The organism is Allorhodopirellula heiligendammensis, from assembly GCF_007860105.1.
Classification (GTDB): Bacteria; Planctomycetota; Planctomycetia; order Pirellulales; family Pirellulaceae; genus Rhodopirellula; species Rhodopirellula heiligendammensis.
Genome location: NZ_SJPU01000002.1, coordinates 1,742,143 through 1,766,199 on the forward strand (window position 1 = coordinate 1,742,143; position 24,057 = coordinate 1,766,199).

At 57.5% G+C, this 24,057-nt stretch carries 23 protein-coding genes; 16 read left to right on the top strand and 7 right to left on the bottom strand.

Going from position 1 to position 24,057, the window contains the following annotated elements; translation table 11 throughout:
- The first annotated feature begins 192 nt into the window (after nt 1–192).
- From pyk to Poly21_RS16860, 7 genes are all read left to right on the top strand, one after another.
- Nucleotides 193–1,665 carry a pyruvate kinase gene (gene pyk, locus Poly21_RS16830; protein ID WP_302119277.1) on the top strand — a complete coding sequence of 491 codons (1,473 nt, stop codon included), beginning with the start codon at nt 193–195 and terminating at the stop codon, nt 1,663–1,665.
- 3 nt (nt 1,666–1,668) lie between these two features.
- Complete coding sequence (locus Poly21_RS16835; RefSeq protein WP_146408066.1) at nt 1,669–2,067, top strand: hypothetical protein; 399 nt, start codon at nt 1,669–1,671, stop codon at nt 2,065–2,067.
- 317 nt (nt 2,068–2,384) lie between these two features.
- Complete coding sequence (locus Poly21_RS16840; protein ID WP_146408067.1) at nt 2,385–2,768, top strand: hypothetical protein; 384 nt, start codon at nt 2,385–2,387, stop codon at nt 2,766–2,768.
- Between the two features lie 108 nt (nt 2,769–2,876).
- Complete coding sequence (gene leuB, locus Poly21_RS16845; protein WP_146408068.1) at nt 2,877–3,953, top strand: 3-isopropylmalate dehydrogenase; 1,077 nt, start codon at nt 2,877–2,879, stop codon at nt 3,951–3,953.
- Nucleotides 3,954–4,001: 48 nt separating this feature from the next.
- Nucleotides 4,002–4,958: a phosphatidate cytidylyltransferase gene (locus Poly21_RS16850; RefSeq protein WP_146408069.1), complete on the top strand. Its 957-nt coding sequence runs from the start codon at nt 4,002–4,004 to the stop codon at nt 4,956–4,958.
- Between the two features lie 40 nt (nt 4,959–4,998).
- A complete protein-coding gene (locus tag Poly21_RS16855; RefSeq protein WP_146408070.1) occupies nt 4,999–5,523 on the top strand; it encodes an NADPH-dependent FMN reductase in 525 nt (174 codons plus the stop codon).
- A gap of 2 nt (nt 5,524–5,525) precedes the next feature.
- Nucleotides 5,526–6,629, top strand: a complete 1,104-nt coding sequence (locus tag Poly21_RS16860) for a glycosyltransferase (protein ID WP_146408071.1) — start codon at nt 5,526–5,528, stop codon at nt 6,627–6,629.
- 174 nt (nt 6,630–6,803) lie between these two features.
- On the opposite strand, the gene Poly21_RS16865 is transcribed toward Poly21_RS16860, so the two are convergent.
- Nucleotides 6,804–7,439, bottom strand: a complete 636-nt coding sequence (locus Poly21_RS16865; protein ID WP_302119285.1) for a thioredoxin family protein — start codon at nt 7,437–7,439, stop codon at nt 6,804–6,806.
- A 228-nt stretch (nt 7,440–7,667) separates the two neighbouring features.
- On the opposite strand from Poly21_RS16865, the gene Poly21_RS16870 reads away from it, so the two are divergent.
- Nucleotides 7,668–8,855 (top strand): exo-alpha-sialidase, encoded by a 1,188-nt coding sequence (locus Poly21_RS16870; RefSeq protein ID WP_302119288.1) that lies wholly within the window; start codon nt 7,668–7,670, stop codon nt 8,853–8,855.
- 188 nt (nt 8,856–9,043) lie between these two features.
- Nucleotides 9,044–9,748 carry a DUF2490 domain-containing protein gene (locus tag Poly21_RS16875; RefSeq protein ID WP_146408073.1) on the top strand — a complete coding sequence of 235 codons (705 nt, stop codon included), beginning with the start codon at nt 9,044–9,046 and terminating at the stop codon, nt 9,746–9,748.
- 16 nt (nt 9,749–9,764) lie between these two features.
- Here the strand turns inward: Poly21_RS16875 and Poly21_RS16880 are convergent, their stop codons facing one another.
- Nucleotides 9,765–11,888, bottom strand: a complete 2,124-nt coding sequence (locus tag Poly21_RS16880) for a hypothetical protein (RefSeq protein ID WP_302119291.1) — start codon at nt 11,886–11,888, stop codon at nt 9,765–9,767.
- 243 nt (nt 11,889–12,131) lie between these two features.
- Between Poly21_RS16880 and Poly21_RS16885 the strand changes: the two genes are divergently transcribed.
- On the top strand, nt 12,132–13,388 hold the full coding sequence (locus Poly21_RS16885) for an MFS transporter (protein ID WP_302119293.1): 1,257 nt from the start codon (nt 12,132–12,134) through the stop codon (nt 13,386–13,388).
- 100 nt (nt 13,389–13,488) lie between these two features.
- Here the strand turns inward: Poly21_RS16885 and Poly21_RS16890 are convergent, their stop codons facing one another.
- Nucleotides 13,489–13,911 carry a DUF2780 domain-containing protein gene (locus tag Poly21_RS16890; protein ID WP_146408075.1) on the bottom strand — a complete coding sequence of 141 codons (423 nt, stop codon included), beginning with the start codon at nt 13,909–13,911 and terminating at the stop codon, nt 13,489–13,491.
- Between the two features lie 299 nt (nt 13,912–14,210).
- Here Poly21_RS16890 and rbp point away from each other — a divergent pair, with 299 nt between their 5' ends.
- The 6 genes from rbp (at nt 14,211) to Poly21_RS16920 (ending at nt 19,271) form a co-directional block, all read left to right on the top strand.
- The gene (rbp, locus tag Poly21_RS16895) at nt 14,211–14,648 is read left to right on the top strand and encodes an RNA-binding regulator (RefSeq protein ID WP_302119295.1); all 438 of its coding nucleotides are present in this window, start codon (nt 14,211–14,213) and stop codon (nt 14,646–14,648) included.
- A 171-nt stretch (nt 14,649–14,819) separates the two neighbouring features.
- Nucleotides 14,820–15,017: a hypothetical protein gene (locus tag Poly21_RS16900; protein ID WP_146408076.1), complete on the top strand. Its 198-nt coding sequence runs from the start codon at nt 14,820–14,822 to the stop codon at nt 15,015–15,017.
- Between the two features lie 80 nt (nt 15,018–15,097).
- Nucleotides 15,098–16,252: a DUF1559 domain-containing protein gene (locus tag Poly21_RS16905; RefSeq protein WP_146408077.1), complete on the top strand. Its 1,155-nt coding sequence runs from the start codon at nt 15,098–15,100 to the stop codon at nt 16,250–16,252.
- Nucleotides 16,253–16,539: 287 nt separating this feature from the next.
- Nucleotides 16,540–17,682: a dGTP triphosphohydrolase gene (gene dgt / locus Poly21_RS16910; RefSeq protein WP_146408773.1), complete on the top strand. Its 1,143-nt coding sequence runs from the start codon at nt 16,540–16,542 to the stop codon at nt 17,680–17,682.
- A 148-nt stretch (nt 17,683–17,830) separates the two neighbouring features.
- Nucleotides 17,831–18,832 (top strand): PIN/TRAM domain-containing protein, encoded by a 1,002-nt coding sequence (locus tag Poly21_RS16915; RefSeq protein ID WP_146408078.1) that lies wholly within the window; start codon nt 17,831–17,833, stop codon nt 18,830–18,832.
- A 106-nt stretch (nt 18,833–18,938) separates the two neighbouring features.
- A complete protein-coding gene (locus tag Poly21_RS16920) occupies nt 18,939–19,271 on the top strand; it encodes a co-chaperone GroES (RefSeq protein WP_146408079.1) in 333 nt (110 codons plus the stop codon).
- 50 nt (nt 19,272–19,321) lie between these two features.
- On the opposite strand, the gene acpS is transcribed toward Poly21_RS16920, so the two are convergent.
- The 4 genes from acpS to Poly21_RS16940 form a co-directional block, all read right to left on the bottom strand.
- Nucleotides 19,322–19,711 (bottom strand): holo-ACP synthase, encoded by a 390-nt coding sequence (gene acpS, locus Poly21_RS16925; RefSeq protein ID WP_146408080.1) that lies wholly within the window; start codon nt 19,709–19,711, stop codon nt 19,322–19,324.
- Between the two features lie 4 nt (nt 19,712–19,715).
- Nucleotides 19,716–20,678: a tryptophan--tRNA ligase gene (gene trpS, locus Poly21_RS16930; RefSeq protein ID WP_146408081.1), complete on the bottom strand. Its 963-nt coding sequence runs from the start codon at nt 20,676–20,678 to the stop codon at nt 19,716–19,718.
- 30 nt (nt 20,679–20,708) lie between these two features.
- Entirely contained in the window at nt 20,709–22,322 is a 1,614-nt protein-coding gene (locus Poly21_RS16935; RefSeq protein WP_146408082.1) for an amidophosphoribosyltransferase, read from the bottom strand.
- A gap of 102 nt (nt 22,323–22,424) precedes the next feature.
- On the bottom strand, nt 22,425–24,002 hold the full coding sequence (locus Poly21_RS16940) for a sodium/glutamate symporter (protein ID WP_302119304.1): 1,578 nt from the start codon (nt 24,000–24,002) through the stop codon (nt 22,425–22,427).
- Between the last annotated feature and the right edge of the window lie 55 nt (nt 24,003–24,057).

Genomic DNA, 24,057 nt, shown 5'->3' on the forward strand with positions numbered 1-24,057 from the left:
TGATGAAGACACGGCGTGACGTATTCGCTGCAATCGAGAACGCGGCGGTTGCCGGATTGATACGATGCCTTGTCGCTGACGCTTCGCTGCAGGAGAGGCGCCCGCAGGGATGAATTCGTTTTTTCGAGCCCTCTTCCATTGTCGCGATCGGCTCTGTCTGCACTTTAATCTCGTTTGGTATCGCAGCTTATCATGATGACTCCTCCAACAACGAACGCGTCGGCCGACATCGCGATTCCGGAAGCCCATCCCAACTATCGGCATACCAAGATTATCGCCACGATCGGACCGGCAACGGATTCTGAAGAGATGCTGGGGCGATTGATTCAGAGTGGCGTCGACGTGATGCGATTGAACATGGCCCATGGAACCGGCCAGTGGGTCCAGGAGATTGTGGCCCGTGTGCGACGCGTTTCGAAACAAGTGGGACGTGATGTCGCGATGATGATTGATGTCAAAGGTCCTGAAATCCGTACTGGGCCGGTCGACGCGCCTATCACGCTTGCTGTCGGTGACACATTGCGACTTTGCGTTCGTGAAGCTGACGTGTCAGCGGATGCAAGTGTCGGAGTGACGGTCAATTATCCGGATCTGCCCCGGGATGTGGGGGTGGGCGCAACTGTCTTGGTCGACAGTGGTTTGATGAGATTGAGGGTGCTTGAAATCGATGAGTTCACCGTCCACTGCGAAGTCCTGACGGCAGGTACGTTAGGCTCGCGGCGACATATCAATTTGCCCGGCGTGGAAGTGAAACTACCGAGTCTGACGGAGAAAGACAAGGACGATCTGCGGGCCGGAGTCGAGGCTGGTATCGACTTTGTCGCATTGTCGTTCGTCCGCCGGGCGGCGGATGTTGACGCTCTGCGTGATTTTCTGCGAGAGCTCGGTTCACCAGCTCGAATCATCGCCAAAATTGAGGAGCAGGCGGGGGTTCGGAATATGAAGAACATCATCCGTTGCTCCGACGCGATCATGGTCGCCCGCGGGGACCTCGGTATCGAAATCGATTTCCACCGCTTGCCGCTGGTGCAGACTGAGCTCGTGCAGGCGTGTCAGGCAGAGGGCAAGCCGGTCATCATCGCGACCCATCTGCTCGAGTCAATGATCAGCTCACCGATTCCCACCCGGGCAGAAATTTCCGACGTGTGCAATGCCGTTCGTGAGCAAGCCGATGCGGTGATGCTATCAGGCGAAACAACGACCGGCAGTTATCCCGTCGAATCGGTGGAAGTCCTCAAGCATATCTTGCGGAGCACCGAGCCGTCGGTCAGCAGTCAGCTCAACGATCGGATCAAGCTGATTGAGCCGAAAGACAAAATGCTGCGTTCGTCTGCGATTCTCGCGCAAGACCTTGGTCAATCGGGTATTCTCGTGTTTACGCGCAGCGGCTTTCTGGCCTACACGCTCGGTGCCCTGCGTCCCCGGGGCGTGCCGATTTTTGCCTTCACAGATATCGAACCCATCTATCGACAAATGTTATTGCCCTGGGGCGTCGAGCCATTCTTGATGGAGTTTTCCGATGATCCCGAGGTTACCATTCGCAACGCGCTGGAGCGGTTGCGGAACAACAAGTGGTGCCCCTCCGGCGCTTGGTTGGGCGTGATCACGAATGCCCTCGCCCACGAAAAAATTATCGACACGTTACAGCTCCGACGAGTCCCCTAAGGTATGTCGCGCACCGTTGTCCGCATCATCGGCTATCTTTGGGCAGGACCGAATACCGTGCTCGGCATCGCGATCGGGTTGCTGCTGGGTGGGCGATTCAAATGCGTTGATGGTGTGTTGGAGATCCATGGACGACACGTGTCGCGGGCATTGGCACGTCTGATTATCCCCGCCAGTGCGCTCACGATGGGGCACGTCGTCTTTGGTCGTGATCCCGAATCGTTGGCGGTCACGCGGTTGCACGAACGCGTGCATGTGCGGCAGTACGAAATCTGGGGGCCGTTTTTCTTACCTGCCTACCTGGGCATCTCACTCTGGTTGTATGCCCGCCGCCGCGATGGCTACCGCGAAAATCCGTTTGAAATCGAGGCATATGCGGTTGAAGAGCAAGATGGTCACTGATCACTGGGCGATCAGAATCTTGCTAACGTCCAGAATCTTGCTAACGTCCTGCCGACTCTCGTAACATGCTCTCTGATTCCCACGCAACGACGCACGTGAAAACATCTGGAGACGGGGCACGGCCGAGTCTCAAGACAATCAGTCGATCATCGGGTGACCTCATCCACAACGCGGAGGATTACGCACTACAATCGACGGTCAGGCGATCTGTGGCAATAATAAGTTCAGCGGATCATGGCGGCGATCGAAATGCTGAGCTATCGAATCGCTCGAGCGGATTTTCCCATCAACCCTGCGGCCTTCCCAAGACATCACCCATGAGCATGCCCCCCGCCAATCCGTATGGCAGCCCTACCGTTTCGACGAGCGACATTACCTACGTCGGTAGCCAGCGACGCTCGCGAAAACTCAAGCGGATCGAGCCCATTTCGCTCGGATTGATGCAGGGGGCACTGTTTGCCTTGATGGGATTGATCCCTGTGATTCTGTTTGTTTTTATGGCAATCGTCAGTGGCGTGGGGGGAGCCATGGGCGGACCTGGCAATCCAATGTCCGCCACCTTGGTCGGCGGAGTGATTGGATCCATCCTGGCACCTCTCATTTACGGCGTGATGGGTTTTATAGGCGGCTTCATTTTGGCACTGCTGTATAACTTTTGCGCGTCGTTCCTCGGGGGGATCGAGTTCGAGTTTGAGGAGTAGGGCACGGGGGCCACGATCCGGTTGGCACCCTGGGGCTGCGGCTTAGATTCCGCTAATCTGTGAGGCGAAATCGTTCCCTCGTTAGTCAAATCCTCACATCTTTCGACCATGAAACACTCCATCGTATTGCTGCCCGGTGACGGGATCGGACCTGAAATCGTCACCCAAGCCCGCGGTGTACTCGAGGCGGTGGCGAGCCGCTTCGGTCATGAATTTGCCTTTAGCACGCATCGCATCGGCGGCATCGCAATCGACGAGACCGGCGATCCGCTACCTGCCGAGACGGTGGAAGCATGCCGCGCCGCCGCAGCAATTCTGTTGGGCGCGGTCGGCGGTCCGAAGTGGGATGATCCGTCTGCCAAGACGCGTCCCGAAGCGGGGTTGCTGCGTATTCGCAAGGAACTCGGGCTGTTCGCGAATTTGCGTCCGATTAAATTGTTTGACGAACTTGCTGATGCCTCCCCACTGCGTGCTGAAATCGTCACCGGCACGGATATCTTGTTCTTTCGTGAACTGACCGGTGGGGTGTATTTTGGTGAGTCTGGTAGCAGCGGCGAGGGTGACGATGAAACAGCATATCAGTCGATGACCTATTCACGCCGGGAAATCAAACGGATCGTTCGCATGGCTGCTGCGGCCGCTCGGGAGCGATCCAATCGCCTGACGAGTGTGGATAAAGCCAACGTGCTCGAGCCGAGTCGACTGTGGAGAAGGGTCGCAGCCGAAGTCATGCAGGAGGAATTCCCGGACGTGAATTACGATGTCGTGCTCGTCGATGCGATGGCCATGCACCTGATCAACCGCCCTGCCGATTTTGACGTCGTGGTGACGGGCAACCTATTCGGCGACATTTTGACTGATGAAGCATCCATGTTGCCGGGATCGCTGGGGATGCTGCCCAGTGCCTCATTGGGTGCTTCTGGGCCGGGGCTGTATGAACCGATCCATGGCAGCGCTCCCGATATTGCGGGCAAGGGCATCGCCAATCCGCTTGCGACAATTCTTGCGGCGGCGATGATGCTACGGCATTCGCTCTCCTTGAACACCGAGGCCGAGGCGATTGAATCTGCGGTGGCGGGCGTTTTGGCCGATGGGCTGCGGACGGCGGATTTAGCCCGCGGCGGCGTCGCGGCGGTTTCGTGCGAAGCGATGGGTGCAGCCGTTGTGAAGAAAATTGTTGGCTGAGGGGTGACCTCCCAACCACATTCCTGCTGATGAGGTAGACGATTCCGCGTGCCCGACTTCACCACCTATATTTTGATCGGCGTCATTCTGACGGCGTTGTCGATCGCGACCCTGATTGGGGCCGTCATGGGACGAGGCAACTCGCCCGGCACGGACGCGGCGTTGGTCAAGCGATTCCAGGCCAAATTGCGGGTCTGGTGGACGATGGTGGGCGTGTTTGTGATTGGCACGCTCGCCGGGCCAACCACGCTGGTGGTGATCTTTGCGGCCGCCTCGTTTTGGGCATTGCGTGAGTTCATCTCCATGACGCCAACGCGGCGTGGGGACCACCGCACGCTGTTCTGGGTGTTTTTCATCTTTCACCCACTGCAGTTCATTCTGATCGGTTTGGGCAGCGCTTACTACGAATTCTACAGCATCATGATCCCCGTCTACGCGAGTCTGTTCATTCCCGCGCGGGCGGCAATCGCAGGCGATGCCAAGCGATTTCTCGAACGCTGTGCAAAAATTCAGTACGGATTGATGATCTGCGTGTATTGTTTGTCGCACGCCCCCGCCCTGTTGCACCTCGACCTGGTTCGCACCGATGGCACCCCATGGCACGGCAATACCAATTTGCTGATGTTTTTCGTGTTGATTTCACAGCTCTCACTAACGCTCGAGCGTGTTTGGAGTCGCTGGATTGGGATCCATGTCATCGCTCCCAATATCAACGCTTCACGCACTTGGGAGGGCGTCGTCGGCTCTGTCATGACGACGGGATTGATCGCGGCGATGCTGCGGTGGGCAACGCCGTTTTTCTGGTGGGAAGCATTGCTGATGGGCGTCGTCGTGACGATCATGGCGAGCGTCGGAACGCTGACGATGAGTGCCATCAAACGCGATCGGGGTGTGATGGACACGGGCACGCTTGTGGAAGGTCATGCTGGCATCCTGGATCAAATTGACAATATCTGCTTCGCTGCGCCCATCTTCTATCACGTGACCCGCTTTTTCTTCACCTAGCCATTCCTTTCGACCACCGGCCCTGCAGCCGATTGACCATATGCATTTGATTCTCAGTTCGTCGCTTCACCCGAACAGCCGCAGTCGCATTCTGGCCCGCGAGGTCGCCCAGCGATTGCAGATTCAGGGCCGCGAGGTGGAGGTGTTTGATCTGTCCCAACGCGTGCTGCCACCCTGCGATGGAGCGACGGCGTATGGGGACCCCGAAGTCAAGGCATTGGCTGAATTGATCCGCGAAGCAGAATCCATTTTCGTTGCCTCACCGGTCTACAACTATGATGTCAACGCAGCGATTAAAAACGCCGTTGAGCTGACTGGGAAAGCTTGGACAGGGAAAATCGTGGCTCTGCTGCTGGCTGCCGGCGGACATGGCAGTTACATGTCTGGAATGGGATTGGCTAATAGCCTAATGCTGGATTTTCGCTGCCTGATCGTCCCCCGATTTGTCTATTCCACGGGAGTGGATTTTGAAGGCGATCAATTAGCCGATGAGGATATCACGCGACGAGTGGATGAATTGGTCGCAGAATCAATGCGGATCTCTGGGGCGCTCCATGCGACTTAGCATTGCAAGTTGATCTGGTCATTACCGAACTCGACGTGGGCGGCGCCGAGCGCACCTTGACTCGCCTGGCGAGCGGTCTGCAGGCATATGGTGACGAGGTTCGCGTGTTCTCGTTGGGGGCACTTCCCTCGGCCGGGTTTGATTCTCTCGTCAATGAACTGCGCGGTGACGGTATCGAGATTAGCAGTGGCGAAGGGACTGGAATGGTCAATCTCGCGGCGGTCTACAGCAAATTGCGTGGCTGGCTGAAGCGGCGACCGACCGCGGTTCGTCAAAGCTTTTTGTTTCATGCCAACGTGTTGACGAGGCATGCCACACCCCGGAATTGCCGTGGATCATGGATTGCCGGTGTTCGTGTCGCGGATCCCAATCGCTTTCGTATCACCCTCGAAGGACGGTCACTTCGCCACGCCGACCACGTCGTCTGTGTCAGTTCCGCGGTCGAGTCCTTTGCGAGGCAGCGCTACCGAATCCCTCAGAACCGACTCGCTGTGATTGGCAACGCGGTCGAGACGGAGCGGTTCGCCAACGCGGTGCCGTTCGATTGGCGGAGTCTCGATTGGCCAGCAGATGCGAACGTGGTGCTGTTTATAGGACGGTTGCATCCGCAGAAGAATATCGAGTTACTCCAACGGACGCTCGATCAATTCGCCGCCCAGGGATCCGGACGCAAACTTGTGATTGTCGGACGTGGGCCACTCGCCTCTGATCTGCGGGAGTGGGCCGCCCGCGTGCCGGGCGACCGCGTGCGGGTACTGGATTGGCGACCCGATGTAGCGTCCCTGATCGCCGCTTGCCGTGTGGTCGTACTGGCGAGTCTTTATGAGGGCATGCCCAACGTGGTGCTCGAAGCCATGGCGGGCGGAAAGCCGGTTGTATGCAGTCGTGTCGAAGGCAGCAGAGAATTGATCGGCGATGACGCCGAGCAAGGCTTCGATCTCGAAAGGAGTGATCAGTTCGCTGTAAAAGTCAATCGATTCTTGGATGATGCCGACTACGCTGCGCAGATTGGCATGGCGAATCAGAGACGTATGATGGAAGAGTTTTCGGTGCAACGAATGGTGCGAGCGTACCGCGAGTTGTACATGAAATTGAATTCGCTGTAGTACCACGAGACGGTGTGAAAATGGATTTCGTGATAATCGCCAACTGTCCGTTGATTTACTCACCCGACACATCAGCGAGACAGGCCATTTCGTTCCTCGCTGGCGATTCAGATTTGGAGTGGTGTATGCAGACAGCGAAAGCAACTAACTCAACTGGCTGCTAGATCCAACGCCTCATTTTTTGCGTGATCGGCGCTGGCGTTCCATCCGAATTCGACAGCCGATTGGGACGGTTTCGGTCACGGCAATCTCTTGCCCGGCGAGCAATCCATCGATGGCCTTCTGAACATGCCTCTGCGTCACGTTCTGACCGTTGGGGCTATCGTCAAGCGATCCCATGTACGCGACACGCCGCTGTTGGTCGAGCACGAAGAATTCGGGCGTGTACTTCGCACCGTAGTCACGTGCGATCTGCTGCGTCTCGTCAAATGCGTAAATGAATGGAAACGACTTGGACTTCGCTTTTGCTTGCATGGCGGGCATCGCGTCCTCTTCGATCGTATTGACGTTGATGGCCACGACGACGACGGACGAGTCGGCGTACTTGTTCGTCAGTTCGATCAGTCGCTCTTCGACGTCAGTGGCATACGGGCAACTATTGCAAGTGAAGACGACTACGATCAGTTTGGCATCTTGCAAACTCTTGAGCGACGTTGTTTTGCCGTCCGTCGTCGGCAAATCAGTCCACGGGGGAGCGGGATCCCCAATGTCGAGAACGGAATTAAATTCCCCGGCGATGGTGGGGCGATGGAGACTGCTCCACATACAAACAGTCACGAGGCAGGCGACGAAGTAATGAAAACGTTTCAAGGGGAATCTCCCGAACGAGGCGAAGTAACCGAGCCCGGACAGTCTAACTGATTGCGCCAGCATCCGATGAGGTGTCTCTGTTAAACTTCTCCGGGGGTGAATCAGCTGTTCGAAGTTGCCAGTGGGCCAATAACGACGGCGTTCGCCCTCGTTCACCCAACCACACCCATTACCATTCACCCAGAAAATACTACCGATATGCATGTTCGCTACTCCCCGGTGGATCGAATGACCACCCTGGTATCGTCGCTTGTGGTCTTGCTCTCGAGTGCATTCTCCGTCGTGAGCGTGAGCGGGCAGGAGCACAGGCAGGTACCGCTGTGGGAGAGTTCAGCTGTGCTCGAAGAAGCAGGTGAACTGCCGGTCATTGACGATGCTGAGTTTCACGTCATCAAAAAGTGGGATCAGGCGGCAGATGGGTTTACATTCCTGCATGGGGTGAGTCTCGCCTGGCACCAGGGAAAACTGTATGCCTCGTTCGGTCATAATACGGGCGCGGAAAACACCGTTTCCGAAGAGGCTCATTACCGGGTCAGTGGTGATGGGGGCGAGTCATGGGGGCCGCTGCGCACGATCGATGCTGGAGACGAAGACAATCTGGCCGTCAGTCATGGGGTATTCCTCTCGCACGAGGGAAGTCTGTGGGCCTTTCAGGGCGCCTACTATGGGAAGATGAACGATGTTCATACGCGTGCCTATCAACTCGATGAGGCGAGTGGCCGATGGCAACGTCATGGTGTGGTCGTCAAGAATGGTTTTTGGCCGATGAACCAACCGGTAAAGATGGCCGATGGGAACTGGATCATGCCGGGCTTTGCCGCTGGGCCTTACTCGGGCGATGGTGTCTTTCCGGCGGCGGTAGCGATCAGTCATGGCGACAACTTGACCGCATGGGATTTTATCGAGATACCAGTTGCCGATGAAATCACGAGAATGTGGGGTGAGTCCGCCATTTGGGTGGACGGAAAAACGGTCTACAACATCGCGAGGTACGGCCAGGGTGCAGTGGCCCTCGTCGCTGTGAGCAGCGACTTCGGGCGTAGTTGGTCACCGTCCGCGGTGAGTAATCTGCCAATGGCAACGTCAAAGCCCGCCGCTGGCGTCCTTTCCACAGGCCAGCGATACCTCGTTTGCACGACCGCCAAGAACAATGGTGGCAAGCGAGCTCCACTGACGATCGCCGTGTCGACGCCTGGCGACAATCATTTCAGTAAGATTTTCGTTATTCGCCGATCATTACACGAGGGTCTGTCCGGGGAATCCGCGAGGCAATTGAGCCTATCTTATCCCTGTGCTCTCGAGCACGAGGGTAAACTCTATATCGGCTATTCCAACAATAGAGGTCGACGCAGCAACCTCAATAGTGCCGAGCTGGCGATCGTGCCAATCGAGTCTCTTGAATTGACGATCGAGTGAGTTTGTTGCTTTCTGCAGCGAACGCTCGCAGAGTCCGCATCATCGATACGATTGGCGAAGATCGCTGCCGATCGGCGAACGCCCCAGCGGGTCTCATCGAGCTGGCATGTCAGTCAAGCCGACCTTGTTTATGAGGTCGTTGTGACAGACGTTGCCATCATCTACGCAGAACCCAGGGATGAATTGAGATGTCCAAGGTCAGAGTCATATTAATCGCGATCTGGGTGGTTCTCGTCTGCCAAGCGGGGAGGACTAGCGCTCAAACGCTCGACGATACGGGACTTTGGTTCGCCGCGTTCGGAAATGGCGAGATGAAAACGCTGGCGGGAAATGATAGCCGGCTGCGTTGGTGGTTCGACACGCACTATCGCTTGCGAGATGACACGAGCGGCTTCAACCAAAGCATTGTTCGACCTGGACTAGGCCTGACGATTACGGACGACCAAGCTCTTTGGGCAGGCTACGCGTGGATCCGCACTTCTCCCATCCAAGGAAATGATTTCGACGAGCATCGATTTTGGCAGCAATGGACGGCCGCACCTTCTGCAGGTGATTTCCGATTCTTGCACCGGAGCCGATTTGAACAACGTTGGTTGGAAACGGGCGAAGATGTTGGTCTGCGATGGAGACAGTTGCACCGTGTCCAGCGAATCCTGAGCGACAGCCCGCAATGGTCCCTGATCGTTTGGGACGAAATTTTCTTTAACCTGAATGATACCGACTGGGGGGCGCGGGCCGGATTGGATCAGAACCGTGCTTTTTTCGGTGTTGGTTATCAGCGATGCTCGCAGGCACCTGTGCGAACGGAGATTGGGTACCTCAATCAATTCGTCAACAATCAAGGTGGCACCGACGGAATGAACCACATTCTGTCGATCAATTTCTATTTCTAGCGAAGTGCACCGCTCACTACCAGTCGATTTTGAGACTGCGGCTGAGAACGGCACGACCTGATTGGGTGGCAATGGCTTGCAGGTGCACAGGGCCGCGACCGATCTGTTGAGAAGTCAGTGTGATCCGACCCGATGAATTCTGGATCGTCCCGACCACACGTCCGAGATGCATCACATCCACGCGCTCAGCGTTCTCACTGTCAATCGAAATCGCAATGTCGTCCGGATTGTCTGCGGCCACCTGTTTGAGCTGGGGTAATTGTGATTCCTCGCCCACGACAATCTCGGCACGGGTACTGATCCGTGGTTGGGTGGGGTGGGCGCCGATGAGTACAACGCGGGTGTCAACCACACCGTGCGTTTCCGGCGGGAGATTAATCTGAATGTTCGGCGTCGGTCGAAGGCGGCCTGCGAGTTTGCCATTGAGATAGAGTTCCATCGCGGTGGTCGCTGTGCTGACGGGCGTATCCGGCAGCGGTTGCCACGTGATCTGCAGGCTGCTGGGATGGGTCGATGTCGCGGCGATCGCCTCACAACGGACGAAATCGTTGGACGCCCGCGCGAATGGTTGGCAGAGCGGATCACCGACGACGAGCAGCTGAAACGGTGACTGCACGGTCAGATAAATCGCTTCGATGGCTGTCACGCCTTCGGCGTAATAGGGGTATGTCATCGCGGTAGGGAATTTTGGTGGCAGCGCGTAGGGTTCGGTGACCGTCCCACTGCTGATCGCAGCGCCTGCATCGAGGAGGGCGGTGAGTTTCGTCTGCGATGCGTTTTGGAAGACGGCACCGAAACTGGTTAAATTCTCGGCGATTGCTCCTGGCGCGAACGACCACTTGCGACCGCTCAGCGGTAGCGTTGCGGCTCCTAGCATTAAGCCGATGTAAGGCTTTGCTGAGGTAGGCAAAGTCGACGCGAAGATCTCAACTTTCTGGTCGCGAGCCAGTAGCCAAGCGAGTGCATCGGGGGTGACAGGAAATCGGGTGGTGGAGCGGACGTCCTTTGTTTTTGAGAAACCGAACGTCGCGTCGGGGTACGTGCGGTCGGATGTGGCAGCGCGGTCGAGCGACGCGGTAGCGTGTTGGAGCGAGCTGCCGTGTTCATGAACGACAGCCAGCATGCAGGAGAGAAGATACGGCATGCCGCCCTGGTCTTGGGACACAGCATGTCCGTCACTTGTCCAGCCGTTGATAGCGGAGAAGGCAATCGGACCCTGCATGGCGCAGGGGACGTCCTGCAGACGATCGAGTAAGCCGCGGCGATCCGCAGGCATGTCAACGTCCGCGCCGAAAAGTTGCGACAGGGGTTCGGTCTCGATGAGGTATCGGCGATTGATCCATCCATTTCGAATCGCAAGCCGAATTTGTGTCAGGGACTTTTCCTCGTCGCCGCTGCGTAGCCAGTTTTCGGCGGCCAGAATAGGTAGCGGGCACAGCGTTGGGAATTCGTTGGCAAGCGTCTCAAAGCCCTCGGCGGCTTCCTTAAATCGCTCCGCTCTGCTTGCCTGGGCAGCGGCGTCAAATTGGTTTCCCTTCTCACCCGCGAATGGGTTGGTAAAGTGGCGATCGAAGGTTCCACGTGCGTACAGGTTGGCGCCCCACCCCAGACAGTCAGGCGAATCGCTCAACACCCAGCGATAAAAAAACGTTAATGAGTTAATTGACGCCGTCGGCCGACGGTACTTCTCCTGTTCGTTGTCCTCGAGGCGTTTGGTGAGCGAGGTGATGTCCACCGACGTCGGAAATCCTGCGGAGTAAGCGATGACACTGATCTGCGGGGCAATTCGGCGTGAGTTGATCGATTCCAGGACCGGTTTCAAAATGCGGTCGCGGAACGCGTCCAGCGAAACACTTAAGCCGCCTGGGACATCGTCGAGAAAGATGATGTTGTGGGACGGAATGTGTCGAAGGGCAGCGTAATGATTGGCGATCGTGAGTGAATCGATGGAGGACGCATTGACGATCAGGGCGACATTCTCGCCTGTCAATCCAGCGTGCAATCGAGGTGGTGCCAGCCACAGGCAGCCGGTGATGAAAACGAAAATCGCTGCGGCAACTCTCCATCGCGCACAACGAGGAACAGGGAGCTCGGTGGTCACGCGCGTTACTCGGGCGATAGGTGGGGAGCGGTTGGTCATCACGATGGCGACAGTATACACCGTCGCTAAGCGGCTTATTCGATGGGGTTGTGTTTCCGGCATCAAGGCGTCCGACCAACCTGCAAACTGCCCCTCTCGTCACGAGGGTGCGAATGCTCTTGACGGTCATCGCAATGTTACGGACCTTTAAAGGATATGAAACTTGCTATCTCATCTCCTCCTGGCTCAGTCGAACGTAAAATCGCTCGTCCCCGCCAATCGAGTGCCTCCTCGCCATCTCCCGTGACAGCATCGGAAGATGTTGTATCGCCAGCAGTTCCCACTGCGCTGCGTCCGGAACCGTTCTGGGAACCGCTCCGGTTGCGACTATTTCGCTTTTTTTGGATGGCATCGCTGGCGTCAAATCTCGGCACCTGGATTCATGAGGTGGGGGCGGGTTGGCTGATGACGACGCTCGAGGGCAGCCCGGAGATGGTAGCGGCGGTGCGTACCTCGATGGCACTGCCAATCGTCTTCCTCGCCATTCCTGCGGGCGTGCTGGCGGACCGGTTTGACAAGCGACGTCTGTTGATGATGACGCAGTCGCTGCTACTACTCGTGACGGCAACCCTCGCGGTGCTCACCTGGAGCGGGCACATCACGGCGTGGGGGCTGCTCATGCTGACATTCGTGATGGGATTGGGCATGGTCGTGCATGTGCCGACGTGGCAATCAGCGATTCCGGAACTCGTGCCGCGAAACCAGATCTCGCGTGCCGTGGGTCTAGGCAGCATCAGCTTCAACCTCGCCCGTACCATGGGGCCCGCGATCGGTGGGGTGCTGATCGCAGTGTTGGGAATCTGGAGCACCTTTGCGATCAATGCGTGTACGTTTGCGGGGGTGGTGGTCGTGTTGTTTTTATGGAAGCGGACCGCCCGTGAGAGCAGCCGTGGCCGTTCCTTCGCCGCCTCGCTGCGACAGGGGGTTCGCTACGTCGCCATGCACCGCGTGATGCGGAACGTCATGATTGGCGTCGTTTTCTTTGTGCTGCCGGGCAGTTCGCTGTGGTCTCTGTTGCCATTGTTTGCCAAAACGGAATTGGGTTGGGGGTCGAGCGGATTCGGAGTGATGGTGGCCTGCGTGGGCGCGGGGGCTGTCATGGGGGCGGCACTGCTACCGCGCCTGCGTCATCGTTTCGGCTCGGATCGATTGGTCGCGGTGGCTATGGGGATGTTTGCCTCCGGGCTATTCGTGATGAGTTGGTCGCCGCGGTGGGAAATACTCCTGCCCGCGATCCTGGTGATGGGTGCGGGTTGGATGGCGACCCTGACGACACTCAACGCGACCGCGCAGATCACCCTGCCACCGCGTCTGCGGGCCCGCGGCATGGGCTGCTACCTGACCATGATGGCCGGTTCGATGGCAACGGGCTCGTTTTTATGGGGACAAATTGCTGGCCGCATCGGTTTGGGCGGGGCGTTTCAAGTCGCCGCCACTGCGATGGTCGCCACCGCGTTCGCCGGGCTGGCTTTCCCACTGGCCACTCGCCTCGACGACTAGCGGCAGAGCGACGCCGGACGCGGATGGCAGATCACGCTACGTGTCCAGCGGGGATGCGATCCCCGCTAGACACGTGCTTCAGCGTTCCGTTGAGTTCGCTTTACTGTTCGGAATCACCGAGCAGGGGTTTGAGCATGGGGAGTTTGGCCAAAATTTGGTTGACGACATCGTCACCGAGTTTCTCGCGGAGAAAGTCGAAGACCATTTTGAGCATGGGGCCGATTTTATCGGCATCGACGCCGGTGCTGGCCAATGCCGTGGCCATTTCCACGCCTGCCCCCGACTTGCCACCGAGCATGGACGAAACCGAGCTAGCGAGTTTTCCGAGTAGGCCGTCCCCGGCAGCGGGTTCGGGAGCCGCTTGGGCGGCTTGATCAGCCCCCGAGATAGCCCCGGCGACGTGGCCGAAGAGTTCGGAACCCACCTGGCTTTTGAGTAACGCCATCACTCGGCTGACGGCAGCGTTGGCAGTTGCGGGATCGATGCCAAGTTGGCTACTGATGAGTTTGATCAATTCGTCCATGGTTTCGCTCGGGGCAGATGAGGTAAATGAGTGTCATCCTTGACACGAAGAGGTTGCCTCCCTGCTGCACGGACGAACACGAGTGTTAGCCGAAACCCGATTGTGAGGTGGCCATCGCCCACATTCAATCCTCCATCGGCGTCTAAAGGGCTGGAAATTGCAGAATCCGGCATTGACTGACGCTCGCGTTTGGTTCACGCTTGCTTGCTAGTGGAGCACCACACTCTCGGCGGGGTGTTACTTTTGGAAGTGTTTTCCAGTAATTCCGCCCTGAATGCGAGAGGCATTTTGTCTCGTTGGTGACGATTCGTAAGGTTAGTTTTGTGACGAATATTTATGTAGGGAACCTGTCGTTCTCGGCAACCGAAGATGACCTTCGGGGAGCATTTGAGCAGTACGGCGAAGTGTCGGCTGTGAACATCATCATGGATCGGGAAACGGGCCGCAGTCGTGGTTTTGCGTTTGTCGAAATGGCGGAAGCCGATGGTGCAAAAGAAGCGATTGAACACCTCGACGGTCAATCGATTGCCGGTCGCAATGTGACCGTCAATGAAGCTCGTCCCCGAGCTCCCCGCACCGGCGGCGGTGGTGGTGGTGGCGGACGCGGCGGCTACGGTGGTGGTGGCGGCGGTGGACGCGGCGGCTACGGTGGCGGTGGCGGTGGACGCGGCGGCTACGGTGGCGGCGGCGGCGGTGGCGGCGGCTACGGTGGCGGTGGTGGAGGCGACCGCTACTAAGACACCCTGCTTAAACATTCATTTTCGATGAATACGTTAACGGGACGAGCTGACCAAGCTTGTCCCGTTTTTCGTTATGTGGTGATTTGTTGACGTGTCTTATCAGCATGATTTGATTAGGATGGAGGCATAGGTCCCCCCCGCATCTCCTTCTCGCTGAACACTTGCGTCATGAACCGATCGATTGTTGTCACCTGGAATACATTGGCTGTCGCCGTCATCCTGGGTATCACGGGTTGTGGTGGGTCGACCGAGAACAGCGTTGCCGCCCCGCCGGCAAACCCTCCTACCGCCGAGGAAATAGCTGCTCAATCCCAAGCCTACGCCGCCCAGGAGAAAGAGATGCGAGAACGTGACCGGCGTGACTGAGGAACTACTTGGCATTTCTTGCGTAGTTACGTTGCAAAAACTTGGTTTTGCAGGCTTGTTGTCTATTTCAGGTGTTGAATATGAATAGTCGTCGAGGCGGTCGAGGCGGTCGAGGCGGTCGAGGCGGCTTTACCCTCGTTGAGCTGTTGGTTGTGATTGCGATCATCGGGGTGCTCGTGGGGCTGCTGCTACCGGCGGTCCAAGCGGCTCGAGAGGCGGCCCGACGCATGAGTTGCAGCAACAACTTTAAGCAGATTGGGCTGTCCCTGCATAATTACCATTCGGCCTACGACCAATTCCCTCAGGAATCCACGGGGACCTACTATTTTTCGCCCACGAGCAACCAGAACTCCCTGAGTTGGATCGTCGGCACTTTGCCATTCATCGAGCAGCAGGCTTTGTGGCAGCAAATCAGCAACCCGCTGGCACAGAATTCAGACGGGTCGGTTAGGACCCCGCCATTTCCAGCGATGGGGCCGGTGCCCTGGGACACGAACTACACGCCCTGGCTGACTACCGTGGGGGCGTTCCGTTGTCCCAGCGACCCGACGGTGGGAACGGCAGGGCAAACGGGGCTGTCGAATTACGCCTGCTGTATCGGGGATGCGATTCAAACAACGCATGACGGCGGCGTCAACACGCTTGGCGTTGTGACCGATCCGGCCGTCAAGTCTCGCCTGCGGGGAGTCTTCGAGCCACGCCACGTGACCCATTTCAGAGATATCCTCGACGGGACATCCAATACTCTGATGTGCGGTGAGATTGTTACGGACGCGGGTAATCTTGAGATCAATGGTCAACCGAAGTTCAATCAGCAGGATCCGTTCTTTTTCGACCCTCAGATTTGCTACAGCGACAATGTCGACCCCCAACGGCCGCAGTTTTGGACAGACGCCACTGATACCGGTGGGGCCGATCAGCGTCGTGGCAAACGATGGGCTGACGGACGGCCGATGTACAGTAGCGTCAATACCGTTCGCCCACCCAATAAAGAAAGCTGCCTGTGGGGCGGCGACGGTGCTGATGGGACGCTCACGATGGGGAGTCGCCATCAGGGTGGATGTCACATCCTGATGGCTGATGGTGCGATCCGGTTCGTCACCGAGAGCATTGAGGCAGGCGATCAGAGTCGGGCAACGCTTCCGAAGGCTGGCGTTCCAGGAGAACAGAGTCCGTATGGATTATGGGGGGCACTCGGTACGAAGGCCGGTCACGAAGTCAAGTCGCTGCCCTAGCGTTCGACTTAGCAGTTCGAAGGATCGCCAGGAAAATAATCCTCGCCGTTCGCCCCGTGAGAATCGCGGAGAGTGCCTCTTCGGCGCAGCGAACGACGCCACTGAACAACCGCTCGGTCCCCGCACCATGGCGCACCTCCGCAGACGGATCCGGGGGCGTTTTCGGTTGGACTGGGCGACTCTATCGATGCAAGCTACCCTAGTTGTCGCTTCCGCTGTCCCTCATCTCCCCTCACACTTCATTTTTGTTGAGTTTATCCGCATCCATCATGTCGACCGGTGGCCCCTTGATCGATTTGCGGAGATACGCTGATCGGGAGCATTTGCTACTGGCGTCCTATGCGATGCACAGCAGCGACTCGGCGGGGCGCGGTCATCATGAGCAGCCTCATGCCTACCGCGGTCCGTACGGGCGCGACCGAGACCGGATCTTGCACAGCAGTGCCTTTCGGCGATTGTCGGGAAAGATGCAGGTATTCACCGGTGAAATGGGGACGTATCACCGGACACGGTTGACCCACACATTCGAAGTCGCCTCGGTCGCCAGGACGCTCGCTCGAGTCCTCCGACTGAATGAAGATTTGACCGAGGCACTTGCATTGATGCACGACATCGGGCATCCGCCCTATGGTCATTGCGGCGAGGACGTGCTGAGCGCGTGCATGTCCGACGTGGGCGGGTTTTCGCACAATCAATTTGCATTGACGATTGTCGAGCAACTCGAACAACGTTATCACGCATTTGCGGGGTTGAACCTATCAGCGGAGACGCTGGCCGGGCAGGACACTCGGGCACATAAATCCGAAGCCGCCGTCGGCCGCGCACCGCTGTTGGAGGTCCAGATCGTCGATGCAGCCGATTCCATCGCCTACGATGCTCACGATGTCGATGACGCATTGCAGATGGGATTATTATCGATCGACGGGCTGTCGGAGCTCGCCATCATTCGCCGTGCCCTGCAGCGGGTGCGAGACAAAGCGGGAGATTTGCCGATTGGTCCCACTCGGCAATTGCTCGTTCATGAGCTGATCGACTTGCAGGTCAGCGATTTGCTGCAGATTTCGGTCGAACTGCTGCAATCCGCCCAAGGGATGTCGGCCGACCATGTCCAAGACGCCGGTTTTCGTATCCATCACAGCGAGGTGTTGGCGGTTGAGCGGAGGGAATTAGAGACCTATCTGTTTAATGCTGTGTACCGGCACCCGCGTTTGATTCCAGTGCGAGAATCAGCCGCCCACCGGGTCCGGGTCTTGTTCGATACCCTGACTCAAAATCCGGCTCGACTACCCCTGCGGTTTCGCCGACGGACAGAGTCGATCCCACTAGCTCGCGTGGTAGGTGAGTACATCGCAGGGATGACCGACCATTTTTGTGACCAGCAATTCGTGAATCTTGGCCATTCCGCAGCCGGTCCTCTGGCTGATTGGTGAAGTTTTTTACATTGTCGAGTGCCAACTGCGGATAAACCCCTGGGCGTTTCGGCGTGAGCATTTACACTAGGCCAGTGCTCGTCATACCGTTCCCCTTCACTTTCCGCTTCAGGTTGGTCCGCGTCTTGCGCGTGGGCTGCAGGCATCTATGGCATTGATCGTTCTGCGACTGTTCTTTTTATTGTGCGCCGGCGGCGTTTCAGCAATCATCAATTCCTCGCTGCCCAGCGGCGGGCCTGCGGTCCTGCCGTGGCTGAACTTCATTGCCATCATGGGCCTGTCAGTCATTATGGTCGTGGTCGATATTTATCTGCCACGGAAACGCATCGACACGATCACATCGGTTTATTTCGGCGTGTTAATCGGCGTGCTGTTGACCTATATCTTGAGTATCGCGGCGGCTCCCCTGTTGGAGTATTTGGGAGGTGTCGACCAGGCTCGCTTGGTGCTGGGGATCTGTCTGTGTTACCTCTGTACCTCGGTGCTGCTGCAGACCAAGGATGATTTTCGGTTTCTCATTCCCTACGTCGAGTTCGTCCGTGAGGTCAAAGGCTTTAAGCCGCTGATTCTCGACACCAGTGTCGTGATCGACGGTCGAATCGCCGATCTCGTGGCCACGGGCGTATTTGACAATCAGTTGATCATGCCGCGATTTGCCTTGAGTGAACTGCAGGCGATTGCCGATAGCAGCGATAAACTCCGCCGTACCCGCGGGCGTCGGGGGCTCGATGTGCTCAACCGTCTACGGGCGGACGAAAACGTGGACCTGCAAATATTTGATCGCGAGCTTCCTGAACTCGCTGGTCAGACGGTGGACCTCAAACTCGTTCTGCTGGCCAAGCATCTCGAGGGAAAAGTCGTCACCGGCGATTTTAATTTGAATAAGGTCGCCAAGGTGCAGGGTGTTCCCGTGATCAATTTGAATGAGATCAGCAACGCACTCCGCCCGGTATTCCTACCTGACGAAACATTTCGGTTGCGAGTCATTAAGCCGGGCGAAGGGCCCGAGCAGGGTATCGGATACCTCGATGACGGCACGATGGTCGTGGTCGAAGGCGGGCGTAATAAGATCGGCCAAGAGCTTGACGTGCGTGTGACAAGCACCTTGCAAACAAACGCTGGCAAGATGATTTTCGCGAAGGTCGACTGACTGTCGCCCTCGAGAGGGAACTGGTTCGTTCGCCGGTCCGCGTGTTGCCTCTCTTCAGACGATTGCCGTATTCGGTCAAACCCCATTTCGGATAGGTTTTGAATCCATGACCAAGAAAAAAGTAGCCCCTACGACATTTGAGTATGTCGAACCCATCGGTGACCGAGTGCTCGTCCGCAAGGACGAACCCAAACGTGAAACCCGCGGTGGGATTGCCCTGCCCGATGCCGCCGAGATCCCCACCATCACCGGGCGGATTGTAACGATCAGCGCGGTCGTGGAGCACGACGATGAACTACCGCTGCGCCAATACGACAAGATCCTATTCCATCCGAAGAATGCGATCCCTGTGGACTTGGAACACGATAATCAATTGTTCGTTGTGCCGGTCGATGACATTGTTGCGGTATTCCGCCGCAATGCGCCTGAGGAGACTTGAGGCAGGTTCACCGACTGTGATGGCACCGTGGGCAGGCCTGGACGCCTATCTTAGGTTGCTTCGTCTTGCCACAGGACGACGTATGCGATGGCTTGCGTGCGACATCCGCCCAAACTGAGATGGATCGTATCGACACCGGCATCGATGGCTCGCTCGTGGGCGGTCCCTGATAGCGAGATCAGCGGTCCGCAAGGCGGGCGGGTCTGAATTTCAATCTCTGTCCAGCGGACGCCTTTGCGGTGGCAGTGCAACGCCTTGTATACCGCCTGCTTGGCAGCCCAGCGGCGGGCGAAGTGACTGGTCGCGTCCGGCAGTTGGGCACAGTGATCGATTTCAGACGGAGTGTAGACGCGTTCGAGAAATTGCTCGCCATGCTGTTGGATCATCTGTGCGATCCGAGCACACTGCACGATTTCCGTTCCGACCGCCACGATCGCCATGACGCTACCTTAATCCGCACGCCGAACGCGCTCGATCGAGTACGCCACTGGCAACTTCGCGGGCTCGTCCCGCACCCGCAGCGAGGATATCCCGCACGGTATCGAGGTCCTGGCTGAGTTCCTCGCGGCGCTCACGAGCTTCAGCGAAATATGCTTCGCTGACGTCAGCAACCGCTTTTTTGACCTCTCCATAACCAAACCCGCCAGCCCGATACTTGGCCGACATCGCGGCAATTTCATCGGGAGATGCGAACAGTCGATAAAGGTCAAACAGGTGATCGCCTGCAGGCTCTTTGGGCTCCTCCACCGGACGGCTGTCGGTCACGATTCGCATGATCTGTTTACGGATCTTCTTCACATCCCCAAACAGAGGCAGCGTGTTGTCGTAGCTCTTGCTCATCTTCTGGCCGTCGGTGCCGGGCACCCGGGCGCCCACGTCCAAGGTTTTCGCTTTGGGGACGACGAACGTCTCACCAAAGGTGTGGTGGAAACTTCCCACCAGATCTCGGCAGACTTCGATGTGTTGAATTTGATCAGCGCCGACCGGTACAATCTGCGAGTCGTATGCAAGGATATCTGCGGCCATCAGCACGGGATAGTTGAACAGCCCGGCGTCCGCATTCAAGCCCTTTTCCTTCTTGTCCTTGTACGCGTGGCAGCGTTCCAGCAGGCCCATCGGCGTGCCCGTCATCAGTAACCACGTCAGTTCGGTGACCTCGGGAACATGCGATTGCACGAACAGCGTCGCCTGATTGGGGTCGAGACCGAGGGCCAACATATCCAGGGCGATGCCGAGCGTGTTGCTGCGAAGTTCATCGGGGTTACGAACTGTCGTCAGTGCGTGCAGGTCGGCGATGAAATAAAATCCATCGTTGTCCTCTTGCAAGTCGATGTATTGGCGGATGGCACCAAAGTAATTCCCCCAGTGAAGTTGGCCGGTAGGTTGGATGCCCGAAAGTACACGCATGGAGTGAGAGAGTGGGAGAGTGGGAGAGAATTAGGTCACGCCGACGGCGTGGGCGAGTTGTTCGTAGGTGCGTCGGTTGTCAATTCGCGATCCGCGATTGTCGCAAGCGATCTGGTAGAGATGCTGACCGATCGGAGTGGGGTACTTGCCCGTCACGCATGCTTGGCAAAGTTGGCTTTGCGGCAGGTTGATTGCCCGGGAGAGCGCTTCGACGGGAAGGTATTGTAGCGAATCAGCACCGAGGTCGTCGGCGAGTCGCTGCTGAGCTTCTTCGGTCAACTCACCGGTAAGAGAGAAGTATTTCGGCGCGATCAATTGGTCGATCGTGCTCATGTCGATACCGTAAAAACACGGTGCCACGATGGGCGGACACGCCACACGGACATGGATTTCCTTCGCACCGCCCACATCACGAATGCGATCGAGCAATGCATTCATGGTCGTGCTGCGGACGATCGAATCTTCGACGAGGATGACGCGTTTGCCCTTGAGTACTTCGCGTAGCGGTGTGTACTTGGCCGCTGCTTTGGCCTTCCGTGCCCGTCCGCCCTCGATGAAGGTCCGCCCCGCATAACGGTTGCGGATCAGGCCCTCGCGGCAAGGAATCGATAGCTCATACGCCATCGAATCGGCTGCGGCTTTGCTCGTGTCGGGCACCGGTACGATGATTGTATCGGGATCGTCCAGGGGGACTCGGCCGAGCGCGCGTTCGGCGGTGGCAAGTTCGCGTCCGAGGTTTGTGCGTGTGAGATAGACGCTACGGTCATCGAGTGTGCTCGCTACGTTGGCAAAGTACACCCATTCAAAGAAGCAGTGTTTGGGCTCCTGAGGTGGCGCGAATTGTTCCATTCGGAACCCCGTTTCCGGGTCGATAATGATGGCATGGCCCGGTGGCAATGATTTGATTTGATCGGCTTCGAACCCCAGGTTCAACAACGCCACGCTCTCACTCGCGGCGGCGAACAAGGGCCCTTCGTGGATATAGCACATTGGTTTATTGCCCATCGGGTCGCGGGCCACGATCATCTCGCCCTCGGCCGTTAGGAGTGCGAGCGAGTAGGCGCCGTCAAAGCCCGCAGTCGCTTGCCGGAGCACATCGATCCACTCCAATCGCCCGTGGTTGGCCGATAATAATCGGGCAAACTCGTGCAAGAAGATCTCTGTGTCGGTGTCGAGTGTCAGGTGATGGTCACCATCGGCCAACAGTTTTTGTTTGAGCAACGAGTAATTCGCCAGCTGACCGTTGAAACAAAAACTAAACCATTTGCGTTTGTGGATGTGCCGGCGTTCAAATGGTTGGGCGTAGTTGCGGTCATCCTTGCCGCAGGTGGCGTAGCGAACGTGTCCAATCGCTGCGCGACCGGCCAAAGATTTCATTAGATTTTCGGCTTTGGCCCGGTGGTTCAGGCGGAATACCTCGGTGACGGTGCCGACGTCGCGACGGGTCTTGATCAGCCCTGGGCGATCCGGGTCATACGTGCTCATCCCCGCAGCGAGTTGGCCGCGATTTTGGATGTCGAGCAACATCCGCGGCAGGAGACGCGAGATGTGTCGTGGGCCGTCGTCGGTGCAGATCGGGCTGCGACCGCGACCGGACAGGTGATAAATCGCGGCGACGCCACATTCGTGGTTCAGTTCGGCCATGAAACTAGTGTTCGCAAAAAAAGCGGATGGCTGACAGTTCGGTAACAGCCCATTGAGTTTACCGGCATCGCGATAGAACGCAATTCAATGTCACCTTCCAGGCTACCTATTTTCGGTCACGGTCTCTTTTGGCGACCGGGTTTTAGCGTTTGCGGATGTGGCAGTAGCTGTGAGTCTCGATTTCCAGCCCACCCCCCATGCCACCAGAACACCCACAATGACCGTCATGCCGACAGCCGAAACGCCGATCGGGATTCGCTCCAGCAGTAGCAGCGGCAGCCCCACGGTGATCATGCCGCCACCAATAAAGGGTGCCGACAGGGGTGCCGCCAACGCATACTGTTTGGCCGCTGATGTTTCTAAGTCGGGATCGACGACCCTCAATAACACAAACCCGGTGGCCGTCGTGCCCGTAGACATCCCAAAATTGATCAACCCCAGCTCGAACCAGTGGCTCTCCGGCAGGATTTTTCGAGACAACACCAGTAAACAGATCGTGGACCAGATTGCGCCGCCTAAAAAAAGTCCCAGCATCGGCACCCACAACGACGCCACCACGGCCAAATTCAGTGTCGCCACCGCAGCGACGACTAGTAAATCCATGCTCGAACCGACCAGTCGCTGAATTCTCTCATGGTCGATCCAGTGTTCCCCCGCAGTGCGCACCACGCAGAATCGCACAATTGCCCCGCCAAAGAGTGTGTAGATGAATAAGGGGAACGAGCCCACCACGGAGGCCGCGCGAAGCCGATCTGTCAGCACCGCATCGCCGGCCGTGCCCGCTTGGTCATTTCCGAACGAACCCGCAGCATCCACCATCATGGCCACCTGATCGACGGCATACTGCAGTCCCACCCCGACGGCAAAGGCGAGCGTCAACCACAGCAATTGCAGCAGCAATGGGTCGATAGCATCGGCCGGCGGCAGCGGACGAAGCGGTCCGCCCACCTGGTCATGCGGCGTCGACGGCACTCCGATCTGTCTGTGTTCGGTAGTTGTCGACGCGGATCCATTGGGAGGCAATCCGGTGGCAACCCAGCCACGGCGCACGCCGAGCTCAATCCATAGAATCCCTGAAACGAGTCCATAGATCAAACCCGAAGTCGCCATCAGGATTCCCAGGTCCAAGCCGTTGTTCATCCCGATGCTGGGGTGCGCCAGCACGGTGCCCATGGCAGCGGCGGTACCATGACCGCCCGCAAAACCGGTTTCAATCAACATTCCCGCCGAGGCTGGCAGTGAGAATTGGGGACCGATCCACCACCACACCAACACCAATCCGATCGCCGTTTGACCGAGCACGATGATCCACACCATCAACGCTTCACGGGCAACAGGGGAAAATCCCTCCCGGTCGCCGTGCCGGTCAGTCGCCAGACGCTCGGGTGATTTGGTCAACAGCATCCCTGCGAACACGACCGCGATCAACCAGGTCGGCCAAGCCCGCAGATTTGTCACCGCATCACGAATGAAGGACTCGAGTGCTGCATGCCATGTGCTCGCCAGGAGTTGGCCGTCGAACGACCAGCAGAACCACGTCAGGAATTGCAGACCGGCCAAACCAATTGCCCCCGCGATGAGTGACGCGGGAATGCGGGCGGTTGCGAAAATACGGAATCTGGAGCGTATTCCTACCCCGAGGCACAGCAACGCGGCGGTGAGAATGACAGCGCCTAGCATGGCTCCGGTACGAAAAAAAGTTCGGGGGCGTTGAAGTCATGTCAGTTTAACGTTT